At 66.8% G+C, this 24,872-nt stretch carries 24 protein-coding genes and 1 tRNA gene; 5 read left to right on the forward strand and 20 right to left on the reverse strand.

What is annotated here, in order from left to right:
- The 15 genes from A5773_RS23330 to argS all read right to left on the reverse strand — a co-directional run bounded on the left by A5773_RS23330 (position 1) and on the right by argS (position 15,244).
- Positions 1–534 carry a F0F1 ATP synthase subunit B gene (locus tag A5773_RS23330; protein ID WP_066948447.1) on the reverse strand — a complete coding sequence of 178 codons (534 nt, stop codon included), beginning with the start codon at positions 532–534 and terminating at the stop codon, positions 1–3.
- Between the two features lie 9 nt (positions 535–543).
- Entirely contained in the window at positions 544–789 is a 246-nt protein-coding gene (locus A5773_RS23335) for a F0F1 ATP synthase subunit C (protein ID WP_065052998.1), read from the reverse strand.
- Positions 790–873: 84 nt separating this feature from the next.
- A complete protein-coding gene (gene atpB / locus A5773_RS23340) occupies positions 874–1,629 on the reverse strand; it encodes a F0F1 ATP synthase subunit A (RefSeq protein ID WP_066948452.1) in 756 nt (251 codons plus the stop codon).
- Positions 1,622–2,116 carry an ATP synthase subunit I gene (locus tag A5773_RS23345; RefSeq protein WP_066948457.1) on the reverse strand — a complete coding sequence of 165 codons (495 nt, stop codon included), beginning with the start codon at positions 2,114–2,116 and terminating at the stop codon, positions 1,622–1,624. Before A5773_RS23345 ends, atpB begins: the two co-directional genes overlap by 8 nt.
- A gap of 218 nt (positions 2,117–2,334) precedes the next feature.
- Positions 2,335–3,552, reverse strand: a complete 1,218-nt coding sequence (locus A5773_RS23350; RefSeq protein WP_156659255.1) for a glycosyltransferase family 4 protein — start codon at positions 3,550–3,552, stop codon at positions 2,335–2,337.
- A 28-nt stretch (positions 3,553–3,580) separates the two neighbouring features.
- Positions 3,581–4,240 (reverse strand): L-threonylcarbamoyladenylate synthase, encoded by a 660-nt coding sequence (locus A5773_RS23355; protein WP_066948462.1) that lies wholly within the window; start codon positions 4,238–4,240, stop codon positions 3,581–3,583.
- Positions 4,233–5,084 (reverse strand): peptide chain release factor N(5)-glutamine methyltransferase, encoded by an 852-nt coding sequence (gene prmC, locus A5773_RS23360; RefSeq protein ID WP_066948467.1) that lies wholly within the window; start codon positions 5,082–5,084, stop codon positions 4,233–4,235. The genes A5773_RS23355 and prmC overlap by 8 nt, the downstream gene beginning before the upstream one ends.
- Positions 5,081–6,154 (reverse strand): peptide chain release factor 1, encoded by a 1,074-nt coding sequence (gene prfA / locus A5773_RS23365; RefSeq protein WP_066948472.1) that lies wholly within the window; start codon positions 6,152–6,154, stop codon positions 5,081–5,083. Before prfA ends, prmC begins: the two co-directional genes overlap by 4 nt.
- Positions 6,155–6,256: 102 nt before the next feature.
- Positions 6,257–6,493 carry a 50S ribosomal protein L31 gene (rpmE, locus tag A5773_RS23370; RefSeq protein ID WP_066948533.1) on the reverse strand — a complete coding sequence of 79 codons (237 nt, stop codon included), beginning with the start codon at positions 6,491–6,493 and terminating at the stop codon, positions 6,257–6,259.
- Positions 6,494–6,683: 190 nt separating this feature from the next.
- A complete protein-coding gene (gene rho / locus A5773_RS23375; protein WP_067261922.1) occupies positions 6,684–8,516 on the reverse strand; it encodes a transcription termination factor Rho in 1,833 nt (610 codons plus the stop codon).
- Between the two features lie 267 nt (positions 8,517–8,783).
- The gene (gene thrB / locus A5773_RS23380; RefSeq protein WP_066948537.1) at positions 8,784–9,719 is read right to left on the reverse strand and encodes a homoserine kinase; all 936 of its coding nucleotides are present in this window, start codon (positions 9,717–9,719) and stop codon (positions 8,784–8,786) included.
- Between the two features lie 49 nt (positions 9,720–9,768).
- Positions 9,769–10,851, reverse strand: a complete 1,083-nt coding sequence (gene thrC / locus A5773_RS23385; protein WP_066948479.1) for a threonine synthase — start codon at positions 10,849–10,851, stop codon at positions 9,769–9,771.
- A complete protein-coding gene (locus tag A5773_RS23390; protein WP_067261924.1) occupies positions 10,848–12,173 on the reverse strand; it encodes a homoserine dehydrogenase in 1,326 nt (441 codons plus the stop codon). Before A5773_RS23390 ends, thrC begins: the two co-directional genes overlap by 4 nt.
- A gap of 3 nt (positions 12,174–12,176) precedes the next feature.
- Positions 12,177–13,595, reverse strand: a complete 1,419-nt coding sequence (gene lysA, locus A5773_RS23395) for a diaminopimelate decarboxylase (RefSeq protein WP_066948486.1) — start codon at positions 13,593–13,595, stop codon at positions 12,177–12,179.
- Positions 13,592–15,244: an arginine--tRNA ligase gene (argS, locus tag A5773_RS23400; RefSeq protein ID WP_067792819.1), complete on the reverse strand. Its 1,653-nt coding sequence runs from the start codon at positions 15,242–15,244 to the stop codon at positions 13,592–13,594. The genes lysA and argS overlap by 4 nt, the downstream gene beginning before the upstream one ends.
- Before the next feature lie 115 nt (positions 15,245–15,359).
- Here argS and A5773_RS23405 point away from each other — a divergent pair.
- Positions 15,360–15,432 (forward strand) — tRNA-Arg (locus A5773_RS23405).
- A 191-nt stretch (positions 15,433–15,623) separates the two neighbouring features.
- On the opposite strand, the gene A5773_RS23410 is transcribed toward A5773_RS23405, so the two are convergent.
- A complete protein-coding gene (locus A5773_RS23410) occupies positions 15,624–17,390 on the reverse strand; it encodes a GNAT family N-acetyltransferase (RefSeq protein WP_067261932.1) in 1,767 nt (588 codons plus the stop codon).
- 90 nt (positions 17,391–17,480) lie between these two features.
- On the opposite strand from A5773_RS23410, the gene A5773_RS23415 reads away from it, so the two are divergent.
- Entirely contained in the window at positions 17,481–18,260 is a 780-nt protein-coding gene (locus tag A5773_RS23415) for an alpha/beta fold hydrolase (protein ID WP_067792822.1), read from the forward strand.
- Between the two features lie 348 nt (positions 18,261–18,608).
- On the opposite strand, the gene A5773_RS23420 is transcribed toward A5773_RS23415, so the two are convergent.
- Positions 18,609–19,109, reverse strand: a complete 501-nt coding sequence (locus A5773_RS23420; RefSeq protein ID WP_066953021.1) for a nitroreductase family deazaflavin-dependent oxidoreductase — start codon at positions 19,107–19,109, stop codon at positions 18,609–18,611.
- Positions 19,110–19,216: 107 nt separating this feature from the next.
- Here A5773_RS23420 and A5773_RS23425 point away from each other — a divergent pair, with 107 nt between their 5' ends.
- Positions 19,217–19,906 carry a glycoside hydrolase gene (locus A5773_RS23425; protein ID WP_067792826.1) on the forward strand — a complete coding sequence of 230 codons (690 nt, stop codon included), beginning with the start codon at positions 19,217–19,219 and terminating at the stop codon, positions 19,904–19,906.
- A gap of 17 nt (positions 19,907–19,923) precedes the next feature.
- Here A5773_RS23425 and A5773_RS23430 read toward each other — a convergent pair whose 3' ends face one another.
- A complete protein-coding gene (locus A5773_RS23430) occupies positions 19,924–20,373 on the reverse strand; it encodes a hypothetical protein (RefSeq protein WP_067793062.1) in 450 nt (149 codons plus the stop codon).
- Between the two features lie 203 nt (positions 20,374–20,576).
- On the opposite strand from A5773_RS23430, the gene A5773_RS23435 reads away from it, so the two are divergent.
- Complete coding sequence (locus tag A5773_RS23435; protein WP_066953017.1) at positions 20,577–20,900, forward strand: DUF732 domain-containing protein; 324 nt, start codon at positions 20,577–20,579, stop codon at positions 20,898–20,900.
- Positions 20,901–20,944: 44 nt separating this feature from the next.
- Here the strand turns inward: A5773_RS23435 and A5773_RS23440 are convergent, their stop codons facing one another.
- Both A5773_RS23440 and A5773_RS23445 read right to left on the reverse strand, forming a co-directional pair.
- Positions 20,945–21,430 carry an NUDIX domain-containing protein gene (locus A5773_RS23440; RefSeq protein WP_231989158.1) on the reverse strand — a complete coding sequence of 162 codons (486 nt, stop codon included), beginning with the start codon at positions 21,428–21,430 and terminating at the stop codon, positions 20,945–20,947.
- A 61-nt stretch (positions 21,431–21,491) separates the two neighbouring features.
- Positions 21,492–22,787: a tetratricopeptide repeat protein gene (locus A5773_RS23445; protein WP_066953015.1), complete on the reverse strand. Its 1,296-nt coding sequence runs from the start codon at positions 22,785–22,787 to the stop codon at positions 21,492–21,494.
- Positions 22,788–22,942: 155 nt separating this feature from the next.
- Here A5773_RS23445 and A5773_RS23450 point away from each other — a divergent pair, with 155 nt between their 5' ends.
- Complete coding sequence (locus A5773_RS23450; protein WP_066953013.1) at positions 22,943–24,658, forward strand: NAD-binding protein; 1,716 nt, start codon at positions 22,943–22,945, stop codon at positions 24,656–24,658.
- The last annotated feature ends 214 nt before the right edge of the window (positions 24,659–24,872 follow it).

Below are 24,872 nucleotides of genomic sequence, written 5' to 3' on the forward strand. Positions count from 1 at the left end.
TTACCGTCCAGATTTCCCGGTTGCAGATGCTGCCGAAGTGGCCGGGACCACCTCGACGCCAAGGATCCGGCTCGCCAGCGTCGCCGCCATGCCCGCCACGTTGGCGCGCAGATCCAGCTCCACGGCGTCTCTCTCCCGCTTGAGTTGCTCGGAGGCCATTTGCAACGTCGACATCACCTGTTGCTCGGCACTGGCGCGCGCGTCTTCGACCACCTTACGGCCCTCGGCGCGGGCATTGTCGCGCAACGACGACGCCTGAACCCGGCCCTCCGTCAGGGCCTCCTCATAGTCGGCCTTGGCGGCGTCGAACTGCTCGGCCGCCTTCTTGTTGTCGGCGGCCGTCTTGGCAACCATGTTGTCGCGTTCCCGCAACACCCGCATGACCGGCGGCACCACGAACGTACCGATGACGGCCAGCACGATCAGGAAGATGGCCAGCACAAAGAAGAAGGTGCCGTTGGGGACGAGGAAGTTGTTGCCTCCCTCTGCCACCACCTGGCTGGATGCCAAAATGCTCAGACTCGCGTCACGCATTGCAGCGAATTACTTGACCGGGGTCGCGAAGACGAACAACGCCATGAACGCCAGGTTGATGAAGTAGGCCGCCTCGACCAGACCGACCGTGATGAAGAACGGCGTGAACAGCCGGCCCTGCGCCTCGGGTTGCCGGGCGATACCCGAAACCAGCGCGTTACCGGCGATACCGTCACCGATGCCGGCGCCGATCGCGCCGCCACCCATGATCAGGCCACCGCCGATGAGAGCGGCGGCAGCGATTTGTGGGTCCAGGGCTGCCATTCTTTTCCTCCTTGATAGCTGGTAGCGGTCTACCAGGCCTCTGTAATGGTGTGTGGGACAAAGCGATTGGTGACCTCAGTCATGGTGTTCCTCGATCTCCATGGCCTGGCTGAAGTAGAGAATCGTCAAGATCGAGAAGATGAACGCCTGGATCGCCCCGACGAACAGGTCGAAGGCCTTCCAGATCGCGTTGGGCGCCCACATGATGTACGGCGGGAAGAGCGCGATCAGCGCGACCAGGATGCCGCCGGCGAAGATGTTGCCGAAAAGTCGGAGCGACAACGAGATCGGCTTGGCGAGCTCTTCGACGAGGTTGATCGGGGCCAGGAACGCCACGTGGCCCTTGAGCACGGCGAGCGGGTGGCCGACGATGCCGCGGCGCCAGATGCCCGCCACGTGATAGCAGACGAACACGAAGAGGGCCAGCGCCAGAACGTAGTTGATGTCCGCGGCCGCCGACTTCAGCAGTTCGGTGGTGTGCCCCGACTTGTCGGTGTACTGCAGCGGGAGCACCGACAGCCAGTTGGAGATCAGGATGAACACGAAAATCGTGACGGCCAACGGCAACACGAACGGCGCGATCCGCATCCCGACCGCGCTCTCGATCTGATCGCGCATCTGGACGGTGATGGCCTCCCAGAACAACTGCACACCGCTGGGGACCCCGGTGGAGGTGATCTTCGCCCGCAGGAAGAAGGCCAGTGCCAGCACGATCACGGCGGCGATCGCGGTCGACAGAATCGTGTCGGTGTTGACGGTCAGCCCGAGCCATTTGGCCTGGCTGTGCTCCCCAACCTCGATTGCGGCGGCCAGGAACGTCGTCTCAGTCATCGGTGCTGCCTCTTCCTTCCGTTCCTTCCGATCCCGCGGTGACGCCGCCTCCGTCCGAGGGATGGGCGTCCGCCCAGTCACCGGCGCGCAGCTTCTTCCACACCGGAAGCGCCGTCGATGCCACCAACAAAACCTGGAAAAGCGCCAGCCCGAACACGACACCCAGGCCGGCGGGCCGGAAAATGTAGGCGATGATCAGCCCGATGATCGTGATAATCGCCAGCCGGGTAGCAGAATTGAGCGCCATCGTGCTTTTCAGCGGGTGCTCTTTCGCGGTGATCGACGCGACCGAACGGCGCACGAGAAGGGCGTTGAGCAAACCGAGCAGCAACCCGACGCCGAAGAAGACCCCGACCATCGGGTGACCGGTCAAGCTGGCGGCGACGACTGCCACCGCAGTAACCGCAATGCTGAGGACGAACAGCCGGACCGGGCGGAACGCCACAGAGGGAAACACCAACGGCGCGTCCTGCGCTGGTGTCGTCACTGCAGCACCTCAATCCCAAGTTAGTGGAGCGGGAGTCCCCCGACCGACTGATCGGTGGCCCGCCGAGCGTATCGCACGTCACAGTGGAATCACCCAAGGGGTATCTCCCGACGCGACTCCCCAGCCGACCCAACCGGATCTGCGTCCGATGGACCGGCGTTCTGTGCGGCTTTTTGGGGTTCTACCTGCACCGTACCATACGGCGAACGCCACTACTACTAGCTGTCGTAGTCCTCGTCTTCGTACTCGTCTCGCCGGCGCATTAGCGGGATCGCCGTCGCGACGCCGGCGACCACGATCGCGCCCAACATCACCGCGGCGGTATCGCGGGGATTGAAGAAAATGGTGCTGGCGGCGCCGAACGCGACGATGCCGACCCACAGGTAGATCAACAACACCACCCTGCGGTGGGAATGACCGATCTGCAGCAAGCGGTGGTGCAGGTGCATCTTGTCCGGGCTGAACGCGCTGCGACCCGCGCGGGTGCGGCGCACGATCGCCAGCAGCAAATCGAGCATCGGCACGAACATGACGGCGACCACCAGCAGGAACGGCGACAGGAGCGCGAACACGTCGCGCGCACCGTAGGCGTTTTGCGAAACGGGGCCGGCGGCGGTGGTAGAGGCCGCGGCGAGCATCAGGCCGATCAGCATCGAGCCCGAATCACCCATGAAGATCTTGGCGCGGTGGAAGTTGTGCGGCAGGAAGCCCAGACAGGCACCCGCGAGCACCACGGAGATCACGGCGGGCGGATAGAAGAGCACATCGCCGCCGTGGTCGCGCAACAGGCCGACCGAGAACATGCAGATCGCCAGAGCCGTGATCAGCCCGAGCCCGGCGGCCAGTCCGTCGAGCCCGTCGACGAAGTTCATCGCGTTGACGATGGACACCGTGAGCGCCAGCGTGAGCAGGATCGACGAGGCTTGGTCCAGCACGATGGTGCCGACACCGCCGATCGGGATATAGAGGACGCTCCAGGCCACGCCCATGGTGACCAGCACGCTGGCCGCGGTGATCTGGCCGGCGAATTTCGTCAGGGCGTCGAGCCCCCAACGATCGTCGATGAGGCCGATGCCCATGATCACCGCGCCGGCCACCAGTACGGCCGGCATACCCGTCGAATAGACGAACCCGCGAGTGAGCGCCGGAAGCTGGGACGCCAGGAAGACGGCCGAGAGGACGCCGAGGAACATCGCCAGCCCGCCCATGCGCGGGGTCGGGGTCACGTGTACGTCGCGTTCCCGCGGATAGGCAACCGCGCCCAGCCGGGTGGCGAGCACGCGCACGGGACCGGTGGCGAAGTACGTGATGATGGCGGCGGTCAGTCCAACGAGTGCAAGCTCGCGCAGCGGGACACCGGTGCCCCGGTCACCCAGGGCGAGCAAACCACTGGCTAGGTCGGTTATGTCGCTGGACACGTCGAGACCGTACTGCACCAACCTGGCAACCAGAGAACCGCTCGGGCTAGGCCTGGGCGGTCAGGCTTTCGAGGTCTAACCCGAGCACTTCCGCGATCCGTTCGGCGCTCACCGGGCCGGGCCGCAGGATCCGCGGGGCGGAACCGGTGAGGTCGACGATCGTGGAAGCGGCCTGCTGCTCAGCCGTCCCCGCGTCGAGATAAACGTCGACGAGATCGCCGAGTTGATCACGGGCCTCGTCGGCATCCACCGCGGGCGGACGGCCGGACACGTTCGCGCTGGACACCGCCATGGGCCCGACTTCGCGCAACAGCTCGATGGCGACCGGGTGCAGCGGCATCCGCAGCATCACGGTGCCGCGTGCGTCGCCGAGGTCCCACTGCAGCGACGGCGCCTGCGTCACCACCAGGCTCAGCGCCCCCGGCCAGAACGCGCGGATCAGGTCGCGGGCCCCGTCCGGCATGGTGTAGACGAGACCCTCGATGGTGTGCCACGAGCCGACCAGCACGCCGACCGGCATGTCGCGTCCCCGCCCCTTCGCCGACAGCAGGGCGGCCACCGCGGCGCTGTTGAAAGCGTCGGCGCCGATGCCGTAGACGGTGTCGGTCGGCATGACGACCAATCGGCCACCCTTCAGCGCCCCTGCCGCCGAGGCGATCCCGCGCGAACGTTGATCGGGATCGGCGCAGTCAAAGACTTCAGTCATCCGCCCGCTCCTTTCTGCGGGCGGTGACGAATCTCGGCCGGCCGGCCAGGTCATTGCGGGCGGTGGCGTCGTCGAAAAGCCCCGTCTCACAAATTAACTCGACGGTCGGCTGCGACGTCGTGTCGTCATGTTCGACGGCAAAGATGCCGCCCGGGCGAAGCCAGCGCCCGGCCAGGCGGACGATGGGGCCGATCACCGCCATCCCGTCCGGGCCGCCGAACACCGCATGGCGTGGGTCGTGTTGGGCGACTTCGGGTTCCACCTCCGCGGCGTCGGGAACGTAGGGCGGATTGGCCACCACCAAGTCGACTCCGTCGTCCAGTTCGGAAAGCAGTCCCCGGGCTGTGACGTCGGCCTGCAGGAGTTCGACCGGGGTGCCCGCCGCGTTGCGGCGCGCGTACTCGAGGGCCGTCCCGGAGTCATCGATCCCGATGATCCGCGCCGTGGGGTGGTGCTGGGCCAGCGCCACCGCCAATGCGCCCGAACCGGTGCACAGATCGACGATGACGGGCCGGGTGGGGAGGCGCTGTTCGGTCACCCACGCCAAAAGGGCTTCGGTTTCCGGGCGCGGGATGAAGACGCCGGGCCCGACGTGCAGCATGAGCGGGCCGAACGCGGCTGCGCCGGTGAGATGCTGCAAGGGCACCCGCCGGGAGCGTGCGGCCACGACGTCGCGGTAACGACCGAAGAAGTCGTCGCCGGGCGACTCGAGCAAGGCCAGCCGACCGCGCTCGGTGCCCGTCAGGTGCGCGGCCAGCTCCTCGGCATCCCAACGGGCGGAGTCGATTCCCGCTTCGGCGAGCGTCGCCGCCGCGGAGTCGATCGCACGCCGCAAGACACTCATGCCTGTTGCAACCGGGACTGTCTGTCGGCGGCTCCCAACGCGTCGAACATCGCGTCCAGGTCGCCGTCGAGTACTTGATCGAGATTGTGTGCCTTGTAACCGATTCGGTGGTCGGTGATCCGGTTCTCCGGGAAGTTGTAGGTGCGAATGCGTTCGCTGCGGTCGACGGTCCGGATCTGGCTGGCCCGGTCGGCCGATGCGTCTGCCAGTGCCTGCTCTTCGGCCAATGCCTGCAGGCGGGCGGCCAGCACCTGCAACGCACGCGTCTTGTTCTGCAGCTGCGAGCGTTCGTTCTGACACGTGACCACGATGCCGGTGGGCAGGTGCGTGATTCGCACCGCGGAGTCGGTGGTGTTCACCCCCTGGCCGCCCTTGCCGGACGAGCGGTACACGTCGACGCGCAGATCCGACTCGTCGATCTGCACCTCGCCCACTTCCTCGGGTTCGGGATAGACCAATACGCCCGCCGCCGAAGTGTGTACGCGGCCTTGCGATTCCGTCACGGGAACGCGCTGCACCCGGTGCACCCCACCCTCGAACTTCATGCGGGACCACACTCCGTCGGCCGAGTCGCCCTTGCTGGCGATGGACAGCGTCGCGTCCTTATAGCCACCGAGGTCCGACGTGGTTTCGTCCAGCACGGTCACGTTCCAGCCGTGCCGCTCGGCATAGCGGATGTACATCCTGGCCAGGTCCGCCGCGAACAAAGCCGATTCCTCGCCGCCCTCGCCGGATTTGACCTCTAGCACGATGTCGTCGGCGTCATGCGGGTCGCGCGGCGCCAGCATGTCGGTCAGTTGGGTGTCCAATTCAGCGACCCGTGATTCCAGTTCGGTCACCTCATCGGCGAACGACTCGTCGTCGGCGGCCAGCTCGCGCGCCGCCTCCAGGTCACCGCGCGCCGCCTCCAACTTGCGATGCGTCGCGACGATCGGGGCCAATCGGGCGAACCGGCGGCCGGCTTTGCGCGCCTCGGCGGGATTGCTGTGCAGGTCGGGATCCGCCAGCCGTTGCTCGAGCTCGGCGTGTTCGGCCAACAGCACATCAATGGTCTGCACCGGCTGCGTCACCTGTCACCTCCTGCCCGCTCAGCCCCGCGTTCTCATTTGCCGTAAACGCAAACCGACGCCCGGCCTGTGCTCTCTCGCACAGTTCGGGCGTCGGCAACGCAGCTACTTGTCGGTGTCGTCCGCCGCGGCACCTTTGCGCTTGCCGTAACGCTTCTCGAAGCGGGCCACCCGGCCGCCGCTGTCAAGAATCTTCTGCTTGCCGGTATAGAACGGGTGGCACTGCGAGCACACCTCCACGACGATGTTGCCGCCGGGCTTGGTGCTGCGGGTCTGGAACGTGTTTCCGCACCCGCAGTGCACGGTGGTCTCCGCGTAAGCGGGATGAATGTCAGATTTCATGCTGTCCTCTTCGATCTTGTCGAGCACCGATTATGCCGGGTCAACCGCTGTTCTCCCAAAACAACGGGGTACCCGTCGGCATTCCCGGCGCTTGGGTTGCCTCGAAACTTAAACCAGGGCGGCGCCAGCCGGCGTGTCGCGTACGTGCTTTAAATGTCGCGGTGACGACGCGCCGAGGAACGTGGTTCGGTTAGTCGTTGTCCATCGATCCCGGTGTGGTCTTGGAGACCTGCACCAGGAACTCGTAATTGGTCTTCGTCTTGCGCAACTGCGACATCAGCAGGTCGATGGCCTGGTGGGAGTCCAGACCCGACAGCACGCGGCGCAGCTTGTGCACGATGCCGAACTCGTCCGGCGAGAGCAACAGCTCGTCCTTACGGGTGCCGGACGGGTTCACGTCGACCGCCGGGAAGACCCGTCGTTCGGAGATCTTGCGGTCCAGTTTGAGCTCGGCGTTACCGGTGCCCTTGAACTCCTCGAAGATGACTGTGTCACCGGTGGATCCGGTCTCGACCATCGCGGTGGCGATGATCGTCAGCGACCCGCCTTCCTCGATGTTTCGCGCGGCACCCAGGAACCGCTTCGGCGGATACAGAGCGGTGGAGTCGACACCACCGGACAGGATCCGGCCCGACGCGGGTGACGCGTTGTTGTACGCGCGGCCCAGGCGGGTGATCGAGTCGAGGAGCACCACGACGTCCTTGCCCTGCTCAACGAGCCGCTTGGCGCGCTCGATGGCCAGCTCGGCGACTGCCGTGTGGTCCGTGGGCGGCCGGTCGAAGGTCGAGGCGATGACCTCGCCCTTGACGGAGCGCGTCATGTCGGTGACCTCCTCTGGGCGCTCGTCGACGAGCACGACCATGAGGTGGCATTCCGGGTTGTTCTTGGTGATCGCGTTGGCGATGTCCTGCAGGATCGTCGTCTTACCGGCCTTCGGCGGCGACACGATCAGGGCGCGCTGGCCCTTACCGATCGGCATGATCAGGTCGATGACCCGGGTGGTCAGCCGGTCGGGAGTGGTTTCCAGGCGAAGCCGCTGGTTCGGGTAGAGCGGCGTCAGCTTGCTGAAATCGGGTCGCTTCTTCGCGTCTTCGACCGGACCGCCATTGACGCTGTCCAAGCGGACCAGCGGGTTGAACTTCTGACGCTGGTTGGGCTGTTCGCCGTCCTTCGGCACGCGAACCGCGCCGGTTACCGCGTCGCCGCGGCGCAGGCCGTTCTTGCGCACCATGTTCATGGACACGTAGACGTCGTGCGGACCGGCCAGGTAACCGGAGGTGCGGACGAACGCGTAATTGTCGAGCACGTCAAGGATTCCGGCGACCGGCTGCACGACGTCGTCCTCACGGAGTTCGGTGTCGCCGCCCTCGCCGGACCGCTCGCCGCGCCGCCTGCGATCGCGGAAGCGGCGACCACGCCTGCCGCCACGACCGTCGCCGTCGTCGTCCTGCTGGTTCGAGCCGCCGCGAGACTGCTGGCCGCCCGAGCCCTGCTGATCACCGCTTTGCTCGCTGCCCGAGTCCTGGCCGCGCTCTTCGCGCTGGTTGTCGCGCTTGCCGCCCTGGCGGGCGTGGTCCTCGCCGGTCGCATTGCCCTCGCGGTTGCGTGAGCGCTCGCCATCCGCTTCGTCGCCGGTGCGGGCTGATCCCGGCTCGCGTGAGGCGCTGCGCCGTTCGCGGCGGGGCGCCTCGGTTGTCGAACCGTTCTGGTGGTCCTCGCCAGCCGGTGCTTCAGCACTGGCGGCCTCGGACTTGGCGCCGTCCTCGGAGGTGGTGGGGGCGGATGTCCCGTTGGACTGTCCCCTGATTTCCTTTATGGCGGCGATGAGTTCGTTCTTGCGCATGCCCGACGTCCCCTTGACGCCGACCTCGTTAGCCAGCGCGCGCAATTCGGGAAGCACCATGGTCGACAGAGAGCCAACCGTGGCTTTGGTTTTGACATCGGGTGTGTCTGGGGTCACAGCGCTCGGCACCTCGTTGCTGTCGGTGCTCGCGTCAGCCGTGAACAGGTCCGTATCGGTCACGGAGTTCCTTTCTTCCCCCGTTGATCACGTCATACGGGGGGTTCGTTGCATTCAGCCAAATCGCCGAGTGCGCCCAAATATCGACTCTGCAACGGTGATCGCCTTAATCGGCGGAGTAAGCGGCGAACCTCGTCCACGAGAAGAATTGGTGTTGTCCTAGCGGCAAGGCAGTATGTATGCAGATGCAGATGCTGCGATTGCTGGACGGGTCCGAGGATAGCCCGCATCCTGCCTGGAAGCAAGCAAACCCTCCGGCCACGCTGTGGATCAACCGGGGACTGTGACTCCCGGGCTCCAGCGAACTCCTTCGCCGGCGGTCATCTCAGTAAGGGCAAATCCGTTCGCGGCCCCGTACTCCACCACTTCCGTTGGCAACTCCGGCGCCGTGCTCAGCGCAATCAGTGCCGGACCAGCCCCCGAAAGTGTCGCTGCCACGTTATGACGCCGCAACAGTCGCAAATATTCCGCGGAGGCGGGCATTGCGGGAGCCCGCTGCGGCTGGTGGAGCACATCCTCGGTGGCCGGCATGAGCATGTCCGGGCGTTCGCTCAGCGCTACCACCAGCAATGCGGCCCGGCTGACGTTGAACCGGGCATCCTCGTGGCTCACCTGGGCGGGCAGTAGCACCCGGGTCTCCGCGGTCAACGAGCGCTCTTGGGGTATCGCGCAGTACAGACGGATGTCGGGGTGCAGGCGCACGGACACCGCCGAATACCGGGGACGGTCGCCCGAGCTGTCGATCCAGGAAACCACCGCACCACCCAGCACGGCGGCCGCAGCGTTGTCGGGATGACCCTCGAACTCCGAGGACAGCTGGATCAGCTGAGCATTGCTCAGCAGATCCGAATCCGTCTGCGCCACAAGGCCATTGGCCGCAGCCAGGCCGCCGACCACGGCCGCCGCGGACGAGCCCAGGCCACGGGAGTGCGGAATGGCATTGCGGCAGCGGATCACCAGGCCCGGGGCCTGGACGCCGACGGCCCGCAGTCCGCATTCGACGGCACGCACCACCAGGTGTTCTGAGCCCCGCGGCACCTGCTCGGCGCCCTCCCCTTCGACCAGCACGACCAGGCCGGAATCCGTTGTCTCCACGACGATCTCGTCGCAGAGGCTCAACGCCAAACCGATGCTGTCAAAACCGGGACCGAGGTTGGCACTGGACGCCGACACCACGGCGCTCGCCACCAGCCCGGCGGACAGCATCTGGCTCACCGACAAACCGCCATCGGCTCTGCCGCGCTTTCGATCGCCACTATGCAAGCCCCAGCTTCTCGACGACGAGCACCGGATCGACGGGTAGCGGGGAGACGGTCGGCATGTCCCTCAGCGCGGTGTCGGGATCCTTGAGGCCGTTGCCGGTCACCGTGCACACCACGGTCGACCCGCGCTCCACCCAGCCGTCATCGACGGCCTTGAGCAGACCCGCGATGCTGGCCGCCGAGGCGGGCTCGACGAAGACGCCTTCACTTTCGGCCACCAGGTGGTACGCGGCCAGGATCTCCTCATCGGTGGCGGCCAGGAAGCGCCCGTTGGACTGCTGCTGCGCGTTGACCGCGGCCGCCCACGAGGCGGGCGCGCCGATGCGTATCGCGGTCGCGATCGTCTCGGGGTTGCTGACCGGGGCGCCGTGCACCAGTGGTGCGGCGCCGGCAGCCTGGGTGCCCAGCATCCGGGGCAGCTTGTCGATCACGCCGTCCTGGTGGTACTCGGTGTAGCCCTTCCAGTACGCGGTGATGTTGCCCGCGTTGCCCACCGGGAGAGCGTGCACATCCGGCGCGGCACCAAGCGCGTCGACGATCTCGAACGCCGCCGTCTTCTGGCCCTCGATGCGGACCGGGTTGACCGAGTTGACCAACGCGATCGTCGGGAAGTCGGCGGCCATTTTGCGGGCCAATTCCAGGCAGTCGTCGAAGTTGCCGTCGATCTGGATGATCTTGGCGCCGTGCATGACCGCCTGAGCCAGCTTGCCCATCGCAATCTTGCCCTGCGGAATGAGCACCGCGCAGGTGATGCCGGCACGAGCGGCGTATGCCGCCGCCGACGCCGACGTATTGCCGGTCGAGGCGCACAACACGGCCTGCTGGCCCCGCGCCAGTGCGTCGGTGACCGCCATGGTCATGCCCCGGTCCTTGAACGAGCCGGTCGGGTTGAGGCCCTCGACCTTGAGGTGGACCGTGCAGCCGGTCTTTTCCGAGAGACGCGTCGCGGCGATCAGCGGAGTGCCGCCCTCGAGCAGGGTGACCGGGGTCCAGTCGTCGCCCACCGGCAGCCGGTCGCGGTACGCCGCGATCAATCCGGGCCACGGTTGGTGCACGGCGGTATGCGGGACGCTCATGAACCGGTCTCTTCCAATCGCAGGACACTGGTGACGCCCTGCACGACGTCCAAATCCGCCAGCGCATCGACGGTTTCGGAGAGTGCGGCGTCGGTGGCGCTGTGGGTGACCACCACGACACGGGCTCCCACCCGCCGCCCGCCTTCGTCGGACACCCCCTCCTGCCGGACCTCGGCGATGCTCACCTCGCGCTTGGCGAATTCGGCCGCCACCGTGGACAACACGCCCGGCTTGTCGGCGACGTTCATGCTGACGTAGTAGCGGGTGCTGATGAAACCCATTGGGGCGATGGGAAGCTGGGCGTATTTGGACTCTTTCGGCCCGCGGCTGCCCAGTACCCGGTTTCGGGCGGCCATCACCAAGTCACCGGTGACCGCGGATGCGGTGGGTGCGCCACCGGCGCCCTGACCGTAGAACATCAGCCGGCCGGCCGCCTTGGCTTCGACCACCACGGCGTTGAACGCCCCACTGACGGTGGCCAACGGGTGCGACAGCGGCACGAGCGCCGGATAGACGCGGGCCGAGACCCGTTCCTGTCCATCGTCACCCGGGATGCGCTCGCAGATGGACAGCAGCTTGATGGTGCAGCCCAAAGACCGTGCGGAGGCGAAGTCGGCCGGGGTGATCTTGGTGATGCCCTCGCGATAGACGTCGTCGGCGGTGACCCGGGTGTGAAAGGCGATCGATGCCAGGATCGCGGCCTTGGCCGCGGCGTCGTAGCCTTCGACGTCGGCCGTGGGATCGGCCTCGGCGTAGCCCAGGGCGCTCGCCTCGGCCAGGGCGGTTTGGTAGTCGGCGCCGGTGCTGTCCATGGCGGACAGGATGTAGTTGGTGGTGCCGTTGACGATGCCGGCGACCCGCAGCACGGTGTCCCCCGCCAGCGACTGGGTGAGCGGGCGGATGACCGGGATCGCACCCGCGACCGCCGCCTCGAAATACAGGTCGACGTGAGCGTTTTCGGCGGCCTGCGCCAATTCCCCGGTGGAGGTGGCCAACAGCGCCTTGTTCGCCGTCACGACCGATTTGCCGTGCTCGAGCGCGCGCAGGATGGCCTTGCGGGCCGGTTCCACCGGCCCCATCAGCTCCAAGACGATGTCGACGTCCTCGCGGGAGACGAGTTCCTCGATGTTGTCGGTGAGCAACTCGATCGGGACACCGCGGTCGGCGGCGACCCGCCGCACTCCGACGCCGCGCAACACCAAGGGCGCGCCGACCCGAGCCGCGAGGTCATCGGCGCTGTCCTCGATGATTCGGACGACTTCGCTTCCGACGTTGCCGAACCCGAGTACCGCTACGCCGACAGGCTTTTCGTCACGGGGCACAGTTCACCTCACTTCCAGACTCAGTAGATCGTCAACCGTCTCGCGGCGCAGGATCAGCCGGGACCGCCCCGCGCGCACCGCCACCACCGCCGGCCGGCAGATCATGTTGTAGCGGCTCGACAGCGAATAGCAGTACGCGCCGGTCGCCGCGACCCCGAGCAGGTCACCGGGCCGAAGGTCGTCGGGCACCCACGCGTCGCGCACCACGATATCGCCGGTTTCGCAGTGCTTTCCGACGATCCGCGCCAGCGTCGCCGGTGCGTCGCTGTCGCGCGAGACGAGCCGGGCGTCGTACTGCGCGTCATAGAGCGCGGTGCGGATGTTGTCGCTCATCCCGCCGTCGACGCTGACATAGCGGCGTTGGGCCGTGCTGCTCACGTCGACGTCCTTGACCGTGCCCACCTCGTACAGGGTGATGGTGCCGGGCCCGGCGATGGCACGTCCGGGCTCCACCACCAGCCTCGGGGTGGGCAGCCCCACGGCCGCCGACTCGTTGCCGACGATGGCAGTCAGCTTGGCCGCCAGTTCCGCCACCGGTGGCGGGTCGTCGGTGCCCAGGTATGAAATCCCCAGTCCCCCACCGAGATCCACGGTCGAGATCTGCCCCGTCTTGTCGACGCCGAATTCGTCGACGATTTGCTGCAGCAGCCCGATGACGCGATGAGCGGCGACCTCGAAACCGTCGACGTCAAAGATCTGGGAGCCGATGTGGCTGTGCAGGCCCACCAACCGCAGGTGATCGGTGGCGAACACCCGGCGCACCGCGGCCATCGCTGCGCCGCTGGCCACCGACAGCCCGAACTTCTGGTCTTCGTGTGCCGTGGAGATGAACTCGTGCGTATGCGCCTCGACCCCGACGGTGAGACGCACGTAGACGTCCTGGACGACTCCGGCCTCCCCCGCGATGGCGTCGAGGCGCTCGATTTCGGTCATCGAGTCCAGGACGATGTGCCCGACACCGACTTTGACCGCCGCGGTCAGCTCCGCGACGGATTTGTTGTTGCCGTGGAAGGTGATCCGCTCCGGCGGGAAATCGGCGTGCAGCGCGACCGCGAGCTCGCCGCCGGTGGACACGTCGAGCGAGAGGCCTTCCTCATCAACCCAGCGCGCGATCTCGCTGCACAGGAAGGCCTTGGCCGCGTAGCACACGTTGTGCCCACCGCCGAAGGCCGTCGCCAGCTCGCGGCACCGAGAACGGAAGTCGTCCTCGTCGACGACGAACAGCGGGGTGCCGTACTCCTGGGCGAGTTGGGTCACCGGGATTCCAGCGAGGCCGGCCACACCCGCGTCGTCGCGAACGATGTTGCGCGGCCACACGTTCGGCGCGAGCCGCAGCAGCTCGTCGGGGGATTGCGGTCGCGGCGGGCTATTGAGGGGCCGAGTCTCTTCGGCGTGCCGCGGACCGGCGGGGTGTACGTTCACATTCGCTCCGGAGCGGTGACGCCGAGGATCGTCAGCCCGTTGGCGATGACCTGGCGGGCGGCCTCGCACAGCGCCAGGCGCGCGACGTGCAGGTCGCTGGGTTGTTCGTCGCCCTGGGGCAGAACCCGGCATGAGTCGTAGAACCGGTGGTAGTCGCCGGCCAGGTCCTCCAAGTAACGGCACACCCGATGCGGTTCCCGCAGGGACGCAGCCGTTTTCAGCACACGGGGGAATTCCCCGATGCTGCGCAGCAGGGTGCCCTCTTTGTCGTGGCTGAGCAGCTCGAGATGGCCGGTGTCGGGGGCCAGGCCCAGTTCGGCGGCGTTGCGGGCCAGCGCCGAGAGCCGGGCATGCGCGTATTGCACGTAGTAGACCGGGTTTTCGTTCGACGCCGACGACCACAGCGCCAGGTCGATGTCGATCGGGGTGTCGACCGACGAGCGGATTAGGCTGTAGCGCGCCGCGTCGACGCCGATCGCCTCGACCAGGTCGTCGAGCGTGATAACGGTTCCGGCCCGCTTGCTCATCCGGACCGGCGCGCCGTCGCGGACCAGGTTCACCATCTGCCCGATGAGGACCTCGACGGTCGCCGGGTCGTCACCGAACGCGGCGGCAACGGCCTTGAGCCGGGCGATGTATCCGTGGTGGTCGGCGCCGAGCATGTAGATACACAAGTCGAAGCCGCGCTGCCGCTTGTCCAGGTAGTAGGCGATGTCACCGGCGATGTAGGCGGGCTTACCGTCGCTCTTGATCACGACGCGGTCCTTGTCGTCACCAAAAGCGCTGGTGCGCAACCAGGTTGCGCCGTCCTTTTCGTAGATGTTGCCCGTCCCGCGCAACCGGGCGATGGCTTGGTCGACCCGGCCGCTGGTGTGCATCGAGTCTTCGTGGGTGTAGACGTCGAAGTCGGTCCCGAACTCGTGCAACGACTCTTTGATGTGGGTGAACATCAGGTCGACGCCGATGGCGCGGAACGTCTCGCGCATGTCGGCGTCGGGCAGGCTCAGCGCGTCGGGCGCCTTCAGCAGCACCTGCGCGGCGATGTCGTTGATGTAGGCGCCGGCATAGCCGTCCTCGGGCGTTGCTTCGCCCTTGGCGGCGGCGATCAGCGAGCTGGCGAACCGGTCGATCTGGGCGCCGTGGTCGTTGAAGTAGTACTCGCGCTCGACGTCGGCGCCCTGGGTGGCCAGCAGCCGCCCCAAGGCGTCGCCGACGGCGGCCCAGCGGGTGCCGCCGATGTGGATGGGTCCGGTGGGGTTGGCCGAGACGAATTCCAGGTTGATCTTGTGGCCGCCCTGCGCGTCGGAGTGGCCGAAGGTGTCGCCGGCGTCGATGACGGCGTTGACGATCTTGGCCTGCGCGGAGGCCTCGAGGCGCAGGTTGATGAAGCCAGGACCGGCCACCTCCGCCGAGGCGACACCGTCCGCCTCGGACAATGCCTCGGCCAGCCATCCGGCAAGTTCACGCGGGTTGGCGCCGACCCGCTTGCCCAGCTGCAGCGCCAGGTTGCTGGCGTAGTCGCCATGCTCGGGATTGCGGGGCCGCTCCACGGTGACGGTCGCCGGCAACGCGGCAGCATCCAGCCCGCGCTCGACCAGCACCGCGGAGGCGGTGGTCTTGAGCAGCTCAGCGAGGTCAGCGGGGGTCACGAGCGTCCATCCTATTGGCTGAGGTGCCCGCGCCCCGAATCCATTGCGGTGGCAAAGCGGCTACCGACATGCGCTAGTCTGGCGGGGCCCAATGGCGCAACACCGAAGTCGTAGCGCCCCCGTAGCTCAGGGGATAGAGCGTCTGCCTCCGGAGCAGAAGGCCGCAGGTTCGAATCCTGCCGGGGGCACAAAAATAGTTGCAGGTCAGACGGTGTTTCCGTTAGTCAGCTCGGCTAATGAAACGCCGTTTCGGGCCTCAGTGTTACGAGGATGCCACCACTGTTCCCAAAGTCTTTCCGGCCGGCAAAAGCGCGTCGTCCTCGCCTTGGCTGGAATCGCCATCACGCACGCTGAAACGTTCACCGCGCATAAACCGGACTCAGATGGTGCATTTCAGCCCGACGTGGGCGGCGTGGTACCCGAGCCGGCGATAGAACGCCCGAGCCCTTTCGCGAGCCTCGTCTGTGGTCACCTGCGCCAGCTGTGCCCCGTGCGCTCGGCCGTAGTTGTGTGCCCACTCGATGAGCGCAGTACCAAGCCCCTGTGCGCGTTCGGCTTTGGCGACCCGTAATCCCTCGATCTGCAGCCGGGTGGCGCCGCCGCGGGAAAGGCCGGGAATGATCGTCAATTGCACAGTCGCGACGACCATATCGGAACCGTTCAGGACGACTCCGAGATAGTTGGATCGGTTGCGAACGACGATGTCGTAGGCCGCCTCGTAGCGTTCGAGTTCGGCGTCTTCGCGATCCTGACCGAATTCGTCGTCGGAGAGCAGCTGGGCGATCACCCCCACGTGTTCGCGCGTCGCGCGCTGCACACGATATGTGCGGCCCGCTACCCGCAGCAGTCCTCGGACCGAGGACTGCGCCAGTGCCTGTAGGCGCGCCACCAACAGGTCCAGCCACGCCCCCACGTTGGTTCGTGCCTCCGCGGTATCCGGGTAGCGGCATCGCAGATGCAGCCCGGACTCGTCCTGGATGAACCAGAGCATGACGCCGTCGGTGTCAACGCTCGCGCTCACATACTGGGCGTCGAGTCCGACCGAGTCGATGCGCACCGGAAGTCTGCTTTGGTCCAGCCAGGAAATGGCGAACATTCCGGGCGCGATGGGCATTCCACCCCACGGAGCCAGAACGTCGGCCAGTGGCCAGGAACCAAGCTGCACGGCTTCTTTGACGGCGGCGGCCGCGGCGTGCGGCTCGGCAACCGCCGACTCCAGGACCGAATTGGTGATGAACCAGCCCACCGAGTCGTGCCATTTGTCTTCAAATCGGCTGTGCACGGGGAAGACCGCGCGCAGCGGCGCCCCGGCCAACTCGCGGGTCACCCCTGTCATGGCGACCACAGCGAGCGCCAGCGTCGAGACACCGTCCTCGCGTGCCTGCGCAGCGAACGCGGCGCCGTCATCGACATCGAACACATCACGCACTTCAACGCGTTCCGGATGCGGCCCGGACTCACCCAACGGCAACGGAAACCGTGGCATCACCCCACCGCTGTCGCTGATGATTTGTGCCCATCGCGCGCGCACGCGTTCCGGTGCCGCGGGACGGTCCAACAGTGCTTGCGTGTGCACGACAAATGCCGGCGGCGGCTGCAGCGACGACGTACGTCCGATCCGCGCGTCGGCGAGCATCGACAACAGGTCTCGGGCAATCACCAGCATTGACCACATGTCCACGTGGGCGTGGTCGGCAGCGATCACTACCGTCAATCCGGCGGCAGTCTCCAGCACACACAATCGATGTGAGGGTCGCTGATAGGGCGAGCACGTCGCATTGAGAACGACTCGCAGTGCGTCGTTGACCGCCTGGCCCGGAGTGATCTCATGCTCTACCCACTTGCCTGGGTGAATATCGATCTCATTCAGCTGCGGATCGCCGTCCGCCCCGAGCGTGAATGCCGTCCGTAGGGTGCCGTGGCGGGCGATCACAGCCAGCCACGCATCGGCCAACGATTGGCGGCTGACCCCCGCCGGCAACCGAATGGACAAAGCCATCCAGGAGCCGGGTCGTGCGCCCGCACCAACGTGTATGCGCTGGTCGAAAGACACCGGGAGCTGCCGGCCGAGGTCAGACACCGAGACGTCGTAGCCCCAGAGTCGTCCAAAGGGTAGCCGCAGGTGCGCGACGTTGGTCAGCCGCATGGCGGTACCCTAACGCCCCGGTTAGCCTGAGTGCTCGGTCTGCGCGGTCGGCTCCGGGGCGAGTCGTCCGGTCGTGAGAAGAGTTGCGTGATGTCCACTTTCGTGGTTCCTGGAGCAGAGCTTGCGGTTGAACTGAGCGACGAAGGTGGTCATCCGGTAGTTCAACTGCACGGACTTACCTCCAGCCGCGCGCGTGACCGGGTGCTCAATCTTGACCTCGGAAGAGGCCTCAGCGGGACCCGGTTGCTGCGGTACGACGCACGCGGCCATGGCAAGTCGACTGGGCGCAAGGTCCCGGAGGATTATCGATGGGAAAGCCTTGCCGAGGATCTTCTGCAGCTGCTCGACAAATGGTTTCCCGGCGAACGGGTGCACGGAGTCGGCCCGTCCATGGGTACCGGCACGCTGCTGCACGCGGCTGCCCGCGAGCCGGACCGCTTCGCCGGCCTCACGCTCATGGTGCCGGCCACCGCGTGGGAAACCCGGCCCGCGCAGGCGGCGATCTACCGGGTTGCGGCCGAAGTTATCGAAACCGAGGGAGTCGGGGCATTCATCGCGTCGGCTCGTGGGGCGACTCCGCCGCCAGCCACGGTCGGCGCGCCCGAAACAGTTCCCGATGTGGCCGACGCGCTGCTGCCGTCACTGCTTCGAGGCGCGGCTCTCAGCGACCTGCCCGCTCGCGAAGCGGTCGCACGAATCGATGTGCCGACGACGATTCTGGCCTGGGTCGGCGACCCGGCGCATCCGATGTCGACAGCGGAATCGCTTGCCGCACTGATGCCGCGGTCAACGCTCACCGTGGCGCACATCCCGGCCGATGTCGAGACCTGGCCCCAGATCCTGAGCCAAGACGTCGCCCGCAGAGGCTGACTTGTGCGCGCACGCCACGTCGGCTCATGCCTGGGCTGAGTCGGCGCCTTGCATGGTGTAGGCCATCAGCGGCTTCCGTCTCTACGGAGTACCTACACCGCACGCCGCCCGAATCAATCGAGAGATCCCAGATGAATCCCGCTGCGATTGAGCGCATTGCCCAGCCGTTGGCCCAACGCGGCGGCGACGCCTTCGGGTGATCAGATTGGAACCGGTTGTCGCACAACGGAATTCATTTCGACCGAGCTGAGGCATCCGACAACGATCCGACACGCACACCGGCATTACGCATCTGAACTGCGAATAGTGGCCCTAAATCGCCTGCAGGACAGGAGAATCGGGCTTACTTCAACTTCGCGCCAGGACGAACGCTTCGATGTGGCGCTTGCCAGCTCGCGCTTCGTACTTTCGCCAGCCGGGGTAAAGCTCTAGGCCCTTCGCCCAGATTTCGTCGCGCTCGCCCGGCGAGGCGAGCCGCGCGTTCGCATGCCAGGTGTCCCGGCCGATCGCCACCGTCGCCTCCGGGTGCGCCTTGAGGTTGTGGTACCAGGCGGGATGCTTGGCGCCGCCGAAATTGGACGCGATGAGGGCCAGGCCATCCGGATGCGGGATTCCGTACACGGCGACGGTGCGGGGCTCACCGGATTTAGCGCCGGTGGTGGTGAGCATCACCACGGGGATGCCGGTCGCGAGCCCGGCGAAGCTGCTTCTGCCGCCCGTGAGCTTGGTGATGAGTCGGTCCAGGTGGTGCGCCGTGGGGCGCAGGAGCGCCACACCCACCGGCGTGGAGGCGAAGCGACGCATGATCCGGTGGAACGCATTGGCATCGCCGAACGATTGGCTGGGCATGGTGACATTGTGACCCGACCTTGGGTCGCTTAGGGCCTATTCGTCCGAGCTGAATAACTGGACGAAAACGTGTCACAGAAGTCGCTTGCGGCACTAAGCTGCTGGTCGTGGGCAAGAACGTGTTAGCCAACGGCAGGGGCCGCTGGCTGGCGATTGTGGCCTCGTTCGCGCTTGCGGCCGCCATGGTCTACGCCCAAGACACAAAGCCGCGCTGCTGTGCGCCGAACGCGGTGGCCGCGGCCCCCACCACCACGGCCGCCGCGTCGATCAACGCCGCCGCCCCGCCGAACACCCCGCACACCGCCAGCCCCGCGGAAGTGGAAATGTTGACCGCCAGCGCACCGGCCGCCGCGCAGCAATTCCAGGTCGCGCTGCCCCGTGGAATCGCGTCGGAGGACAGGCTGCAGGTCAAGACGATCTGGGCGGAACGCGCCATCAGCGTGCTGTTTCCGCAGATCAAAACCATCTATGGGTACCGGGAAGACCCGCTGCCGTGGCACCCGAACGGGCTGGCGATCGACGTGATGATCCCGAACCACGGCAGCCCCGAGGGCATCGAGCTCGGCAACCAGATCGCCGGGTACGCCCTGGCGAATGCGAAGCGATGGGGAATCAACCACGTGATCTGGCGGCAGAAGATCTACCCGGGCGTCGGCGGGGGCAGCTGGACCGCCGACCTCGGTTCGGAAACCCTCAACCACTACGACCACGTGCACATCGCCACCAACGGCGGCGGCTACCCGACCGGGCACGAGGTCTACTACATCGCCTCGATGACGCCCGCGCCGCAGCAATGATTGGGTGACAACGAGATTCACTCCGGCCCGGCAGGAAACGCCGCCACCGGCATCTCGACGGTTCCCCGGCACGGGCCGCCGTTGATGTCGGTGTGCCAGGTGCCGCGCAGCGAACCGTCCGCCTGCGGCGTGTAGAACGCCCACGACCGCGCGGGCGCCCACACCTTCGGGACGCCGTCGCCCATGAAGCAATCCCATTGGAAGTCGAAGCGCTCAACCCAACGAGTGCCGTCCCAGGCGTAGTGAGACGGCTGGGGCAGCGTCGGGTTCTTGGGCGTGGGGCCGTTGGTGGCGGTAGCCACGCACTTGCCTGACGGGCAGGCGGTGACGAAGACGTAGTCGGCGCTGAACGTCGGCTCGGGCTGACTGGCCGCCGTGCTGGTGCCGGACTTGCTCGCGGCGTACCTCACCAGCGAATATTTCCCGTTCCACGCCGGTGTCGCCGCGTGCGCCGGAACGACGGTCATCGCGAGCACCGCCGCCGCGACGCCGACCAGCGGCACGGCGCCGAACCGCCACCCGGGAAACATCACGTCCATGGTGGGGGTTCGACGGCGCAGCCCATACTCCGCCAAGAATTCTTTGAGACTCCGTTAAGGCTCCGTGCTGATTCTGTGATCAACGCACTCCGCGTCCGTCAGAAAAGCCACCTCAGCACAAGGAGACCCCGATGTTTTCTCGCCGTTTCACCGCCTCCGTCGTCGGCACCGCCGCCCTGGGCCTGGCCGCGCTCGGCCTCGCCGGCACGGCGGGTGCGAGCTCGGTCGATGACGCGTTCCTCGCCCAGCTGGCATCGGATGGCATCACCCCGCCGAGCGCGTCGGTCGCCATCAAGGACGCGCACGCCGTTTGCAACGCGCTCGACCAGGGCCAGTCGAGCAAGGAGGTCATCAGCGCCGTGGCCAAGGCGACCGGCTTGAGCACCAAGGGCTCCAAGACGTTCGCGGTCGACGCGGCCTCGGCCTACTGCCCGCAATACGTCACGTCGGCCTGACACCGACCACCACAGTGCGGGGACCCGGCGGGCCCCCGCACTGTTCATGGCCGCCGCAACAGAAACAGGCTGTAGGCGGCGACGGACTGAGCGTCGGCGATCACTCCCGACCGGATCATCTGCTCGACGTCCTCGCGGGCGAACCAGGCACTGCGCAGGTCTTGTTCCTCGTGCTCGAGATCCGGCTCCCCTTCGGCGATTCCGGTGGCCAGGAACACCCAGCCGCGCTGGCTGGTCATGCCCGGAGCGACGTCGAGCTGGCCGAGCACCTCGAATGACGACGCACTCAATCCCGTTTCCTCGCGCAGCTCACGCTCGGCCAACTCGGACGGGTCGGTGTCCGCCAAGCCGGGAGCGGTGCCCTGCGGGAATTCCCACCGCCGCTCCCCGAGCGGATACCGGAATTGCTCAACCAGCCGGAATCGGTGCCCGTCGAACGGCATCACCAGCGCATAGTCCGGTTTGTCCACCACGCCGTAGATGCCCGGGCTGCCGTCCGGGCGACGGATGTCGTCTTCGCGGAGCACCATCCATTGGCTCCGATAGATCTCGCGGGACGCGACGCATTCGATGAAGGGCACCAACCCAGTATCACTGGGATGCCGTGAAGCGGTCGTACGTGCGGCGCAGGGCGCCGCGGTCGACGGAGTGCAGCGCCCGGGTGAGGACTTCGAACACGTCGACGTGCCCGACGGTGGGATCCGCCGTCTCGCCACGCGTGTATTGCCACGGCATGGACCGGCCGCGCCGCAGCACTTCGCCGAGGTACCACACGGCGCCATCGACGAACGGTTCATTCCGCTCTTCGTTCAGGAGCTGCTCGGGTGTCGAGGCCTTCTGAATGACAAGCTCTTCCAACGCGTCTAACGACTCCGGCGAGAAGTCCCACACGGCATCGCCGCCGTAATGACCTGCCCAGACCGGGAATTGGGCCCCCCGCTCGGCAAGCCAGCATCTCAGGTATTCCTCATCCGAAAACCGCTGGGTGACTTGCCTTTTAGCGCTGAAGCGGCGCTTTCCAGCTTCTTCGACCCGGTCGCGTAACTCGGCCACCCATCGGTGGTCCTCGGCGCGGTCGCGCCACTTCGCCAGCTCCTCCCTGGCCGCGACGGTGACCGGATTGTCTTCGCCGAAGACTCGTGCTTCGTCGAAGACCAGTGCCTGCCAGGTAGCCACCTTGTCCCCGTAGTCCATGGGTTCTGGCTCCCACAGTGCGATGGTGTGCCGCGCGATCAGCGTGTGGCGGTGGTCGTCGCCCAGCTTTTCGCGCATCACCTCGACCAGCGACTCGAGCTCAGCCACGGCGCCGGCGCCGTCCACCGATTCGCCGTGCCATTGCGCCAGCGACAACCGCATTCCCAACGTGTCCTCGTGGTCGTCGCCGAGCACCCTTCGCCGGGCGGCAAGGACGCGCTCGCCCTCGGCGACGGCACCCGGGTAGTCACCAAGCTCCTTGCGCTTGTGCGCCACGCGGTCCATGGACGTCAGCACGGTGGGGTGCTCGGCGCCCAGGACGCGTTCTTCGTCGGCCAGCAGCTGTGACCATTCGGCCAACGCGGCCCGCGCTTCCTGCTGGGGCCGGTCCGCGAACATGTGGCGCGCCGTCAACGTGGTGATGTGATCCCAACCGAGCACCTCCTCGAACTCGGGTACCAGCTGCTCGAGCACGGCGTAGGCCCCGGCCTGGTCTCCCATTTGGAGCTGCAGGTGTACCAGCGCAAGCTTCATGTCCAAGACGTTGGGGTGCCGTTCCCCCAGGATCGGGCGGCAGACCGCGACCAGCTCGTTCATGAGTGGCAACGCCCCGGCGAAGTCGGCCGCGGCGATGCGCTCCGAGATGAGCCGGGTCAAGGCGGCGAGCGGCCCAGGCAGTTCCGGCTGCGTCATACCGCTATCGAATCTCTCCTGCGGCCCCGTGGCAATTCACTCTGCGGCCGGTGTCGCGCTGGCAGAATCGGCACGGTGCCCGATAGTCATAGGAACAAAACTCCAACGTCAGCAGAGGTGGGGGTCATGCCGGACGACCCGGGGCGTGCCTGACCATGCGCGGGCACATCATCGTCAGTGGTGACGACGCGCTGGCGACCACGATCGTCGAGGAGCTCAACAACGCCGGTGTACACATCGTCAAGCTCCAAACCGCCGGCGAGCTCGACACCGCCGGTGTGACCCGTGCTCGCGCCGTGATTTGCGTCGGTGACGACGACGCGACCAACCTCGAAATCGCACTGCTGGCAAGGAAAGCCAACCCCCGGGTGCGCGTGGTGGCACGGCTGGGCAACGATGTGCTGCGGACGGCGATGGCGGCCGACAAGCGTCCCGGCGCGATCCTGGACGTCGCCGACCTCTCCGCGCCCTCGGTCGTCGAGGCGTGTCTGGCGCACACCGTGCACCCCTTTGAGGCGGCGGGCATCGAATTCGTCGTCTCCGGCGCCGAGGCACCGTATAGCGCGACGCTGCGCGAAATCTACGGTGACCTGGCACCGGTGGCGGTGATCCACGGCGAGAACTGCGCCACCCCGGGCGAGGTGGTGTCCTGTCCAGGCCGTGATCTGTCGGTGCACGCCGGCGACTGGACCGCGATGATCGGCACCGCCGAGGAATTGGCCGAACGCGGCATCAAGGTCCCGCGGCCGACCGTGACGCGCTATCGCCTGCCCCGGCTGCGGCGGATCCTCGACAGTGCGCGCGCGCTGCGCGACGACGTCAACCCGATGTTTGCCCGAGCGTTGCTGGCCGCGGCATGCCTACTGGTCGGGTCGACGGTAATCCTGCGGTTCAGCTACCAGCCGGGTCCGAAGATGACCTGGCTCGACGCGCTGTATTTCAGTACCGAGACGATCGCGACGGTCGGTTACGGCGATTTCAGCTTCCTCCATCAGCCGACCTGGCTGCGGCTGTTCAGCATCATGCTGATGTTCGCCGGCGTAACAACCACCGCGCTCCTCGTCGCTTTCGTCGCGGACCTGCTGATATCGCGGCGCTTCGCCCACTCCGTCGGCCGCCGCCGGGCGCGCCATCTGCGCAATCACGTCATCGTCGTCGGGCTCGGTTCGTTCGGTAGCCGCGTCGTCGCCGACCTGAGGTCAGCGGGATACGACGTCGCCGTGATCGAGCGGGACGAAAACAACCGCTTCCTGTCGGCGGCGGCCGACCTCGACGTACCGGTGATCTTCGGGGACGCGACGCTGCGCCAGACGCTGGAGGCCGCCCGCGTCGAGCACGCCCGCGCGGTGGCGGTGCTGACCCAGGACGACATGGTGAACATCGAGACCGGGATCGTGCTGCGCGAGATGCTGGGCCCCCGGGTGAAGCCCGAAGTCGTGCGCACCGACGTTCCCCTGGTGCTGCGCGTGTACGACCGCGCGTTGGGTGCCGCGGTGGCGCAGCGATTCGGATTCGAAAACGTCCGGTCCACCGTCGAACTGGCCGCACCATGGTTCATCGGCGCCGCAATGGGCCTGCAAGTGCTGGGCACATTTTCCGTCGGGCAGCGCTCGTTCATGATCGGTGGAATGCATGTGGCGCCAGGCAGCGAGCTCGACGGGCTGAAGATGTTCGAACTGTCCACCCAGACCCGGGTCATAGCGATCACCCGCCAGGACGCGCCCGTCGAGCTGCACCCGCGGCGGGACGCCTGGCTTCGTGGCGGCGACACCGTCTACCTGGTCGGCCCGTATCGCGAGTTGTTGGCGACGCTGCGCAAGGGACAGCCGCCGCAGCAGCCAGCCGCGGGCGACGAGCGCGCGTCGGCCTAGTGGCGATCGCAAGCGCGGCGCAGCCGGGCGCGGCGGGTCGCCACCATCGGGCCAGTGGCGATCGCAAGCGCGGCGTAGCCGGGCACAGCGGGTCGCCACCATCGGGCCAGTGGCGATCGCAAGCGCGGCGCAGCCGGGCACAGCGGGTCGCCACCATCGGGCCAGTGGCGATCGCAAGCGCGGCGCAGCCGGGCGCAGCGGGTCGCCACCATCG

The organism is Mycobacterium sp. 852014-52450_SCH5900713 (genome assembly GCF_001667075.1).
Classification (GTDB): Bacteria; Actinomycetota; Actinomycetes; order Mycobacteriales; family Mycobacteriaceae; genus Mycobacterium.

Bases quoted from the DNA above. Each gene is read 5' to 3' on its own strand.
- A5773_RS23330 (WP_066948447.1), bottom strand. From the start codon at position 534: ATGCGTGACGCGAGTCTGAGCATTTTGGCATCCAGCCAGGTGGTGGCA.
- atpB (WP_066948452.1), bottom strand. From the start codon at position 1,629: ATGACTGAGACGACGTTCCTGGCCGCCGCAATCGAGGTTGGGGAGCAC.
- A5773_RS23355 (WP_066948462.1), bottom strand. From the start codon at position 4,240: ATGACTGAAGTCTTTGACTGCGCCGATCCCGATCAACGTTCGCGCGGG.
- prmC (WP_066948467.1), bottom strand. From the start codon at position 5,084: ATGAGTGTCTTGCGGCGTGCGATCGACTCCGCGGCGGCGACGCTCGCC.
- rpmE (WP_066948533.1), bottom strand. From the start codon at position 6,493: ATGAAATCTGACATTCATCCCGCTTACGCGGAGACCACCGTGCACTGC.
- thrB (WP_066948537.1), bottom strand. From the start codon at position 9,719: ATGCTGTCCGCCGGGCTGGTGGCGAGCGCCGTGGTGTCGGCGTCCAGT.
- thrC (WP_066948479.1), bottom strand. From the start codon at position 10,851: ATGAGCGTCCCGCATACCGCCGTGCACCAACCGTGGCCCGGATTGATC.
- A5773_RS23410 (WP_067261932.1), bottom strand. From the start codon at position 17,390: ATGCGGCTGACCAACGTCGCGCACCTGCGGCTACCCTTTGGACGACTC.
- A5773_RS23415 (WP_067792822.1), top strand. From the start codon at position 17,481: ATGTCCACTTTCGTGGTTCCTGGAGCAGAGCTTGCGGTTGAACTGAGC.
- A5773_RS23420 (WP_066953021.1), bottom strand. From the start codon at position 19,109: ATGCCCAGCCAATCGTTCGGCGATGCCAATGCGTTCCACCGGATCATG.
- A5773_RS23430 (WP_067793062.1), bottom strand. From the start codon at position 20,373: ATGACCGTCGTTCCGGCGCACGCGGCGACACCGGCGTGGAACGGGAAA.
- A5773_RS23435 (WP_066953017.1), top strand. From the start codon at position 20,577: ATGTTTTCTCGCCGTTTCACCGCCTCCGTCGTCGGCACCGCCGCCCTG.
- A5773_RS23440 (WP_231989158.1), bottom strand. From the start codon at position 21,430: ATGGTGCTCCGCGAAGACGACATCCGTCGCCCGGACGGCAGCCCGGGC.
- A5773_RS23445 (WP_066953015.1), bottom strand. From the start codon at position 22,787: ATGACGCAGCCGGAACTGCCTGGGCCGCTCGCCGCCTTGACCCGGCTC.
- A5773_RS23450 (WP_066953013.1), top strand. From the start codon at position 22,943: ATGCGCGGGCACATCATCGTCAGTGGTGACGACGCGCTGGCGACCACG.